The organism is Floridaenema aerugineum BLCC-F46, from assembly GCF_041929345.1.
In the GTDB taxonomy this organism is placed as follows: Bacteria; Cyanobacteriota; Cyanobacteriia; order Cyanobacteriales; family Aerosakkonemataceae; genus Floridanema; species Floridanema aerugineum.
Map to the genome: position 1 here is coordinate 1 of NZ_JBHFNQ010000135.1, position 8,275 is coordinate 8,275.

11 protein-coding genes and 1 tRNA gene are annotated in these 8,275 nt (G+C 41.8%); 2 read left to right on the forward strand and 10 right to left on the reverse strand.

Going from position 1 to position 8,275, the window contains the following annotated elements:
* Positions 1–35: 35 nt before the first annotated feature.
* Positions 36–668, reverse strand: a complete 633-nt coding sequence (locus ACE1CC_RS17735; protein ID WP_413271758.1) for a metal-binding protein — start codon at positions 666–668, stop codon at positions 36–38.
* 41 nt (positions 669–709) lie between these two features.
* Between ACE1CC_RS17735 and ACE1CC_RS17740 the strand changes: the two genes are divergently transcribed.
* A tRNA-Val gene (locus ACE1CC_RS17740) sits at positions 710–782 on the forward strand.
* 167 nt (positions 783–949) lie between these two features.
* On the opposite strand, the gene ACE1CC_RS17745 is transcribed toward ACE1CC_RS17740, so the two are convergent.
* The 9 genes from ACE1CC_RS17745 to ACE1CC_RS17785 all read right to left on the reverse strand — a co-directional run bounded on the left by ACE1CC_RS17745 (position 950) and on the right by ACE1CC_RS17785 (position 7,277).
* Complete coding sequence (locus ACE1CC_RS17745; RefSeq protein ID WP_413271759.1) at positions 950–2,035, reverse strand: tyrosine-type recombinase/integrase; 1,086 nt, start codon at positions 2,033–2,035, stop codon at positions 950–952.
* A 21-nt stretch (positions 2,036–2,056) separates the two neighbouring features.
* Positions 2,057–2,542 carry a hypothetical protein gene (locus tag ACE1CC_RS17750; protein WP_413271760.1) on the reverse strand — a complete coding sequence of 162 codons (486 nt, stop codon included), beginning with the start codon at positions 2,540–2,542 and terminating at the stop codon, positions 2,057–2,059.
* Entirely contained in the window at positions 2,539–2,682 is a 144-nt protein-coding gene (locus ACE1CC_RS17755) for a hypothetical protein (RefSeq protein WP_413271761.1), read from the reverse strand. The genes ACE1CC_RS17750 and ACE1CC_RS17755 overlap by 4 nt, the downstream gene beginning before the upstream one ends.
* A 2-nt stretch (positions 2,683–2,684) precedes the next feature.
* Positions 2,685–3,035 (reverse strand): hypothetical protein, encoded by a 351-nt coding sequence (locus tag ACE1CC_RS17760; protein WP_413271762.1) that lies wholly within the window; start codon positions 3,033–3,035, stop codon positions 2,685–2,687.
* Positions 3,032–6,229 (reverse strand): virulence-associated E family protein, encoded by a 3,198-nt coding sequence (locus ACE1CC_RS17765; protein ID WP_413271763.1) that lies wholly within the window; start codon positions 6,227–6,229, stop codon positions 3,032–3,034. The genes ACE1CC_RS17760 and ACE1CC_RS17765 overlap by 4 nt, the downstream gene beginning before the upstream one ends.
* A complete protein-coding gene (locus ACE1CC_RS17770; RefSeq protein WP_413271764.1) occupies positions 6,226–6,375 on the reverse strand; it encodes a hypothetical protein in 150 nt (49 codons plus the stop codon). The genes ACE1CC_RS17765 and ACE1CC_RS17770 overlap by 4 nt, the downstream gene beginning before the upstream one ends.
* Before the next feature lie 215 nt (positions 6,376–6,590).
* Positions 6,591–6,953: a hypothetical protein gene (locus ACE1CC_RS17775; RefSeq protein WP_413271765.1), complete on the reverse strand. Its 363-nt coding sequence runs from the start codon at positions 6,951–6,953 to the stop codon at positions 6,591–6,593.
* A complete protein-coding gene (locus ACE1CC_RS17780) occupies positions 6,922–7,140 on the reverse strand; it encodes an NrdR family transcriptional regulator (protein ID WP_413271766.1) in 219 nt (72 codons plus the stop codon). The genes ACE1CC_RS17775 and ACE1CC_RS17780 overlap by 32 nt, the downstream gene beginning before the upstream one ends.
* On the reverse strand, positions 7,104–7,277 hold the full coding sequence (locus ACE1CC_RS17785; RefSeq protein WP_413271767.1) for a hypothetical protein: 174 nt from the start codon (positions 7,275–7,277) through the stop codon (positions 7,104–7,106). Before ACE1CC_RS17785 ends, ACE1CC_RS17780 begins: the two co-directional genes overlap by 37 nt.
* Positions 7,278–7,810: 533 nt before the next feature.
* Here ACE1CC_RS17785 and ACE1CC_RS17790 point away from each other — a divergent pair.
* Positions 7,811–8,065 carry a helix-turn-helix transcriptional regulator gene (locus ACE1CC_RS17790; RefSeq protein WP_413271768.1) on the forward strand — a complete coding sequence of 85 codons (255 nt, stop codon included), beginning with the start codon at positions 7,811–7,813 and terminating at the stop codon, positions 8,063–8,065.
* Positions 8,066–8,275: the final 210 nt, after the last annotated feature.

Genomic DNA, 8,275 nt, shown 5'->3' on the forward strand with positions numbered 1-8,275 from the left:
CGCTCTTCTAAGAGCGCTCTCAGCGCAACAACGTACTATGAACCGCTTCTTTTACTTCGTGTTCTTCGTGTCTTCGTGGTTTGTTTCTCTATTTTTTGTTTGGGAATTTTAGAGGACGATCGCTTTTTCACTCTAGAAGACTGTGGCAAAGCTGCCTGAGATTGACTATTTTTGAAGCGTTTCACAGCTGAACCACCCCAGTCAGATAAAGAATGGCTCATTGCGCCTAATTCTAATCCCAGCAATAAAGCGATTCCTTCAGCTTTATATTGTGAGACAGAAGCTAAAGCTAATTTAGTGCTAGTTTTCCACTCACTAGTTTCTACTCCGAACAAATCAGCAATCAAAATTACCAATCCGCCTAAGATGATAATCCAAAGACTGAGGTAGAGCGATCGCAACGCCGTGCCAATAATCGGCCCATGTGATAAAAATGACCTATGGCGCAGACTTTTCTGATAAGGAATCCATATCCAACGCAAAAAGCCCCAACGCTGGAATTGGCGCGAGTAAATATCTAAATCTGGCCCAAACATCAGCCCGCCAAACAAAAAACCCCCTGAGACTAGCAACGTGAGAGAACCACTTTGGGTCAGTCCGAACGTCAGAACAGCCACTACAGGTAAAATCCATAAAGTTATGCGATCGTGCGTTCTACCACTTGGCATTTTTTTAAATGTCTGTTATAGTAGTTAAGCGGGTGAGAAACGGGCGGTTAGCTCAGTTGGTAGAGCGCTTGCCTTACAAGCAAGATGTCACTGGTTCGAGTCCAGTACTGCCCATACTTTCAGAGATTCGATTGGCACAATTGGTACAAAATTTGGTACAAGTTTGCTGATAACCAAATCTTATATTAAATGAGTACAAGCGTTGCAGTTACTCAAGAGATTCCCATTTGTGAACTAAACAAACTTAAACCCTTGCATCCTGGCTTTTAGCTAAAAATGCTTCATTTCTCCCTAAACATTTCTGGAAGCTTAGGCGAACTGCCCAAGCTTCCAGCGTAATGGTCAAACAATACCCGAACGCTGTGTCCGGTCTGCTGAGCAATTTCTACTGGGTTGCAATTGTCATCGATGCAATGCGAAACGAATGTATGTCGGGTGTTGTATGGCTTGCGATACTCAACCCCGATTTTCTTTAAAACCCGTCGCCACCTGGAATAGAAGCCGTAGTCAGATATTGGTTCCCCTTGGAATGCGAACACCAATTTTCGCCCTTTACCTTTCATGGATGAAAGCATCTGTTGTAGCGACGGCGGTAGAATCAATACTCGGTTCTTTCCAGTTTTGGTTGGTTTACGTTTTCCGCTCCGTGACAACTGAGCTTTAATCTCCACTTTGGAACAGTCGGCGCTCACATCTTTCCACTCGATCGCCCTGGCTTCTCCCAATCGGCAACCAGTTCCGAGCAAGAATTTTACAAATGGGAATAATTCTGGGTAAAACTCCTCAAACCCACTCAGGATTTTTCTAACTTCATCAACGGTGAACGGCTGTGGTCTGTCTAGTTGTGGCGCTTTGATTAAGCTACCGATTTCTGCCCAGGGGTTATTTTTCACAACATAGCGATTTATCCCCCAATCCCAACAGGCTTTGAGTGCTTCAATTCTTCTCCGAATTGTGTCCGGCTTCAAATTGGAGCACTTCAGCCAGTGGTAAAAAGCAGTTGCGGTGTCATTATCAATTTCCGCGCTGCGCTCTGCCAAGTCGCTTTCGGTGATGTTTCTTGCGACCACTTTGTACCAATCCAACGTGCGAGTGTCTACAAAATTAGCTTTATGCTTGAGCCACTGCTGAAACAGTTCTAAACAGGTGAAGCGATCGTTGTCTCCAACTTGGATTTTATATTTTTTAAGGGTGGTGTCTAACTGTTCCTGCTCAATATCTGATTCGATTTCCAAGATTAGAGCATTGAGCTTTTTACGGTTGGTTTTGGTATCTTTAAGGCCACCTAAAGCGAGCGTATAGCGTTTGCCATGATATGTACAGCGTAAGCGTAAATAATTATTATTTGTGTTGATATGGACATTCATGTTTTTTTTAATTCTCGTTAGTCACCGATATCGGGAATAGTACCAATCTTGATTATCTTTAATCTCCTTTCGCTTTTTTACATATTCCGAAAAACAACTTGATAACCTTCCGGCTACCCACTCAAAATAGGTATTCGGTAATTTTTCGGCTTCAGCCCAAAAACCGTCTGAACCGCAATCAATGGAATAAAAAGTATGGACTTCCATTATGGGTAAATTTTCTTTCTTATAAAAATACATCCTGTAAGGCAGGTCAACTGCACAAGCCCAACCCAAATTCTCAAAAAAGCTGCGACGATTTTCGTCGTACTGTCGTTTAACCACCAGGGCCACATAACGTGGAGAACTTGTAGTTTTGTCTTTTTCGGTTTCAACATAGTAAGGCAATTCCTGATTCCCTCCTAGTCTTAATACCTCTAAACAGAAATCTGAATTTTGACATTTTCGCCCTTTTGGGGCACCCATTTCTAAGCAATTGAAGTTCTGTGGACAGGATTTTCTAGTCATTTTTTTTTAAACCTCTTAGCATCTGGACAAGTTGCCCAATGAGTTGAACCATCAAGGTTGATTGGTGTGTATTTTCCATTGGGAGTTTTCACCCAATTAACCCGAGCTTTACAAGCCTCGCAAGTCGATTGAAATTTCATGATTAATCCTCCTTAACCCATTTGATTCCAGCTTCTAAAGCTTCTTCTGGTGTATTGAATTGCCCGCAGTCATAGGGGTGTCCTTCAAATTGGTTGAAGACTGATACTCCCGCCCCAAAAGTTACTGAAAAGGAGTATTTGGAAGAATCGATCGGGCAATGCCAAACGCTTATATCATGATTGCCTCTAGGCGCTCTGGTTCTGTAAACGGCTACCCTTAGTAAAGCTCGAAGGGTTTGATTTGATTGCCAACTATGTCCACATTTTGAACAGTAAACTGTTAGGCTTCTAGGATCTCTCCGGTAAATATCTGGATAATGACACTTAGGACATTGACTAGATGCTGTCGTCATTCAATCACCTCCACAGCTTCTAATTTGAACTCAATCACCTTCACCGCCTCTAAATTGAAAACCATTAATTCCTCGCAGGAAACAAGGAATTTACCATCCTCATATTTTTTGGCTCTGACAGTGGCAACTTTATTGGTTGTTCCCTTGTGATCGGGGTGTCTTAATGCTTGTACTCTTGAGCCTTTCCCTAATTGGTTGAATATTCCAAAGGCTCGAAAAAATGAATCTGGATCTGACTTGGGAAGAATTAAAGATAAATCGCTGAATTTACATTCAGAAGGCTGAGAGGAATTATCCCAAAGCACCAAAGCTGAATTTCCTTTGTTTCCGATCAGTGTTCCAGTTTTATTTCCATACTTGACTCTTGAACCAAAGTTGAAATAAGGAAACCTAGAGTTAATTAGTGTGTTAATTTCCAGGTACTCGGCATCTACTCTGATGATTTCCCGGCTCGGAAGTTCTACATCAAAGGAAATCCGATCGACAATATTGTGCCAATTAAGAAGCTCCCCTGTAGGCCATTGATGATGCTTTCCTTTTAAGAAAGTTCGGTCTTTTAGGCGAACGCGATCGCCTTTTTTAAACCCATTCATTTGCCAAATTTCTTCGTCAGGAGTCTGCAAACTGATAGCCTTGGCTTTTAATTTTTCTGAATTATCGATTATATCTTCAGTGCTCAACTGGACATAACTGACGAAGTTACCCTCGAAAACGATTCCTGTGTGACCGTCGTCAAATTTGCATAAATAGCAATGGCGGTCATCTCCACCAAATTTTCTGATTCCCAGACTTTTAACTAGTTCTCCGTGCAAACCAGAAGCATTGGAGATGATTTTATCGCCCACCTTAAATTTTGGTTCCATTGTCTGTAGTCCAGGAAGCAAATCAGGAGTACCAGCCACAGGCGTTTGTTCTTCAGTTAATGGAACTGTTTCTGTAACAGCATTTCCGAGTTGTTCTACTAAATTTAATTCCTCGGTTTCTAGCAGTCGTTTAAAAGCTTCTCTCTCCTCAGTCACCAGCGCTTCCCATACTGCGTGGCGCAACCCTGGTATCTCAGTGCAGGCATCTTGAAGCACTACTCTGATGTGTTTTGCTGTTTGAGCGTCGTTATCAGCAATAACAGACCGTACCCAGCCAATAAAGGTGGCAACCGGATCTTCTTTTGAATTTTGTTCTGGCACATCTGGCACAGTAGTCTCTAATTCTTGCTGTACAAGAGTCACAACCTGTGCCAGGTCATCAGCGATTTTGTTGTCTTCTGCTGGCACAGGCAGAACCCATCCCCAAGGTTGACAGCCGTTAAACCTTTTCCTTTGCCGTTTCCAACCTAAAACTTGCATTACCGCAGCTGCTCTGCGATTGGCTTGCTGATCCATCTGAGCGGTATCAAGTCCGATTGCATCTTCCAGAATTTTTGTAGTAGGGACAAATTCTTGCGTTCGGTCTTGTAAATATTTGGCGATCGCATCTTGCCAAGGATCGACCTGAGTGAAGTCTTCATTGATGATTTTTTGTACCGCCATTTCCTTTTTGGACAGGAATGAGGAAAAATCAGCACGGTACAAACTGACGGCGGCTCCCCAAATCCGATCCCGTTCCTCTAGCAGAAGTTCGGTGGGGATGTCTCCTTGAACCGGGATAACCATAAAACGACGGTTTCCAGTTTCATCCCTCAAAAAGTCATCTCTGTTGGTTGAGCCAACCAGTACAAATGTTCGGGGATGCGATTTAACGGTTCTGGCATAAGGGGCACGGTAATCATCACTCCCTCTGCCTAACCATGATTTAAATTGGCTGACATCTTTCTTAGTTGTGATCGATTCAAATTCGGAATACTCGCAAGCCCAGTACTGGCTTAATGCCATCAAGCTGTCTTTTTCTTCAGTACCCAAAATTGAATCGGTAAAATTTTCATCGCCATAGAGTACCCTGAACCAAGTTGATTTTTGAATTCCCTGCTCACCTTTCAGGATAAGCATTGAATCAAATTTGCACCCTGGTTCAAAAATCCGTTTTACTGACCCAATCAGATGCTTAATTAAGTAGGTTTGATGGATTGGTTCTGTTGCGCCAAAGTACCGAAGCGCAATATTTTCTAATATCGTGGTATCTGTTCCATAGCGGGTATAACACTCTTCCAAGTAATCGCGCACTGGATGATAGGGGTGTTTTTTCGCTATTCGGTTAAGGATGCTTATTGCGTCAGAATCGCTTATGTCCATGTCGAGAGTTTCAGCGATAAATAGTTTGGCTCCCCCCTGATCGTTTATCTCATCGCAAATTGGTTTATGGTCTATTTCAATCCATTTTTTAAATTCGTTGTAGTTAAGATGGTTCCCAAGCCTGCTCTCAATTTGATGCAGTTTCTGGTTAAGTCTGCTGTTAAATTTTAGTTCTTCCGGTTCGTCTGGTTTCTGATCTGGCTGTGAGTCAAAATTGCGTCTTGGCTCAATTGATTTGAGGATGTCACTTGAGGTTAATTGGTAATCCTCAATCCAATCCGCGATATCTAATCCCTTGCTTTCTGGGATTCTACCAACTTCCCAAAATGGGGATTCTGGGTAAGCATAAAGCCATTTGGCATTGGGGAAATCTTTGGCTATTTTTTCCATGTGCTTTAGTCCCTGTTTGTCGCGGTCTGGGCACAGAATAACCTCTTCACCTAATAAATCAGCTGTATCCGAATCGCGCCAACTATCAGCGCCGCCTATATTCGTGGTTGCTGCTAATCCCAGCTCCCATAGTGCATCAGCGCAAGGTTCACCTTCAACTATGAAGATTAATTTGTGATCGGCGATCGCCTTTCTAACTTCCTCGTACCTGTAAATAGGAATATCAGCACGCTGAATATTTCCGTACCCTTTTAGCCATCTTTTGCCATTCCAGTGTTCCTGCCATCGTGTAGGTTTCCCGCCTTCACCATCATCTATGCGGACTACTTGAATTAGCGGCGATCCATCGCGAGATGGATATTTCCAATACCTAGTTTGTTTCGGTCTGACCTTCTTCTTTTTTGGCTGTTCTGGTGCGTAATAAAATTTGCCTTTACTATCAGTTTTAGTCGTTTTGTACCAACCTTGAGCGGGTTCATGGTTACGGTTGCAGACAGATAATTCCCCCAAAAAATAACACCAGTCTGGTTTACCACAATGCGGACAGGGATTATCTTTAGATACTCTGATCAAATTCACAATAAATCACCTTTTAAACCTTTAATATCAACAACATCGCTTGTAGGGTGAGCAAAATACCAACGCAGTAAATCGGCTTCTTCATCAAAGAAGAAAATATTATCGTAATTGGTTGTAATCCTTACACATTCAGGGATGCTTGGCATTTCCGAATAATATAAATCTATGAAAGAAATGGCTTTTGTGTTGATAATTCTATGGCCTACCTTTATTAGCATTTTTACCTCTAATTTGATATAATAATAGAATTGGAAGTCATTGCTGAAGGTAAAACATAGTGGCTTATGCCGCTATGTTTTACCCATTAACCCTTCAATTAGAAGGGAATATTATCCAACTCATACTCTTTAACCCATTGCTCTCATATATCTTTATCGACAATTTCACCATCAATTGCTTGAGGTAAAGATTTAAGTGGCAGTGGCATTTCAGGGGCATTGGGATTAATGCCTTGAGCTATTAAGAATGTTCGCATTTCATTCCATTGTTGTTTCTTTTCTTCAATCCGGGCATCTAACTCTCTAAGAGCTTGTTGGCCTTTTTGAATTTTGTGGTAAATATCATTTTCGCTTGGCATTTTAACTTTATGTGCCCAATCTCTTAATTCCGCGAAATTATTATCAAGTGAGTCCCCCAGTTCAGGTTCAACAATAAAGGTAAAACTTTCGCTAAGACCGCTACCGACGACGCAATTAAGCTGGTAATGAATCTTGTCGATTCTCATAAATTAACTCCTTTGCTGTTTCAAGAATGTTGGTAAATTTCTTAGTGTTTTTTCCAAACACTATTACTTCTCTTGTAGTAAATCGGTGTTTGCAGTTCTGACATTCACGTCTTCTGCGAATGTGCTCCAATATTTTTTGGCTATCTAAAACTATGGTTTTACTGTTGCATTTTGGGCAAGTAAACATTGTTTCAACGCCTCTTTGATAATCACTTTGGCTGCTTTGTATTGCTCGTTATCTTCTTTGGGTAACAGCCTAATGCGACTGTCAAAAAGAAAAATAACAAAGTAGCAATATTCAGGAGAACTAGGATGAAGAACCATGCAAATATTACCTCTGTATCTGTCAACATTTTTGGTTATCCATCCCCTGTAATGAAACCTAGCTCTTACAAATTGGACTATTTGCTCTTGGGTTGATTTAATTGCTGTTTTCATGGTTGAAAAACAGGGGAGATTGTCTCCCCTGACTAATACTCAGGCGTTACTCAATTCGCGTTTAAATCAGTCTTAGTTTCGCTCCCCATAATCAACTTATGGCATCACCTCCTTTTGGCTTTGGATAGGGAACTGAGCTTTTGAGTCGTTGTTGAAATGGAAAAATGGAAATTTCCCTAGAAGAACACTTCCGCGAGTTTTATTAGTGATTGGCGATAGGCACTGGCCCAAATCAACACCAAGCTTGCGCCCTTGGTGACGCTCTCATTTAAGAGAAAAAGGAAGAAAAAGACAGGTAAACTAATTGCACCCTGACAAGGCAATCAACTTGCCTACCTGTTTTTGTATCTACCAGCATGAAGTTTACGTCATGTCTATTGCCAAAGTCAAGACGTTTGCTTCATGAAGTAAACGTCGCTATGATAAACACAAAATCATCTCAGCCGGAGAAGGAAAAAAGTCCATTGAGAGTACTTAGAGAAGAACTGGGTTATACCAGACCTCAAGTAAAAGCAATAATAGGTGTCTCCGAACGTAGACAAGCGGATTGGGAGAGCGGTGAAGCGCTCCCAAGCCTGGAAAATGCTGTCGCCTTGGCACGGCTTTACAAAGTTTCACTCAAAACACTTTGTAAGGCGGTTGGCCTTGATGTGTCTGATATCCCTAACGATTAACCACCAAGTAAGTGTGACCAAACAAGAGGTAGCTAAATGCCAAAAGCAGAAACCCCTGGTACTAGTACCAGGGGTTTTTACTTTTTAGCTGTGCCACAACTAGGAAAAATTCAAATTAAAAAAGTGATGGCACACCTGGCACAACGAACTACATCAGCAATTAGAATGATTACTGTACAAGCATTTCAGCCTGTGCCAGAAGGTGTGCCA

Excerpts from the sequence above, each read along its gene's own strand:
- ACE1CC_RS17770 (WP_413271764.1), bottom strand. The coding sequence starts at position 6,375 with ATGCCAAGCATCCCTGAATGTGTAAGGATTACAACCAATTACGATAAT.
- ACE1CC_RS17750 (WP_413271760.1), bottom strand. The coding sequence starts at position 2,542 with ATGACTAGAAAATCCTGTCCACAGAACTTCAATTGCTTAGAAATGGGT.
- ACE1CC_RS17755 (WP_413271761.1), bottom strand. The coding sequence starts at position 2,682 with ATGAAATTTCAATCGACTTGCGAGGCTTGTAAAGCTCGGGTTAATTGG.
- ACE1CC_RS17790 (WP_413271768.1), top strand. The coding sequence starts at position 7,811 with ATGATAAACACAAAATCATCTCAGCCGGAGAAGGAAAAAAGTCCATTG.
- ACE1CC_RS17775 (WP_413271765.1), bottom strand. The coding sequence starts at position 6,953 with ATGAGAATCGACAAGATTCATTACCAGCTTAATTGCGTCGTCGGTAGC.
- ACE1CC_RS17780 (WP_413271766.1), bottom strand. The coding sequence starts at position 7,140 with ATGTTTACTTGCCCAAAATGCAACAGTAAAACCATAGTTTTAGATAGC.
- ACE1CC_RS17745 (WP_413271759.1), bottom strand. The coding sequence starts at position 2,035 with ATGAATGTCCATATCAACACAAATAATAATTATTTACGCTTACGCTGT.
- ACE1CC_RS17735 (WP_413271758.1), bottom strand. The coding sequence starts at position 668 with ATGCCAAGTGGTAGAACGCACGATCGCATAACTTTATGGATTTTACCT.
- ACE1CC_RS17785 (WP_413271767.1), bottom strand. The coding sequence starts at position 7,277 with ATGGTTCTTCATCCTAGTTCTCCTGAATATTGCTACTTTGTTATTTTT.
- ACE1CC_RS17760 (WP_413271762.1), bottom strand. The coding sequence starts at position 3,035 with ATGACGACAGCATCTAGTCAATGTCCTAAGTGTCATTATCCAGATATT.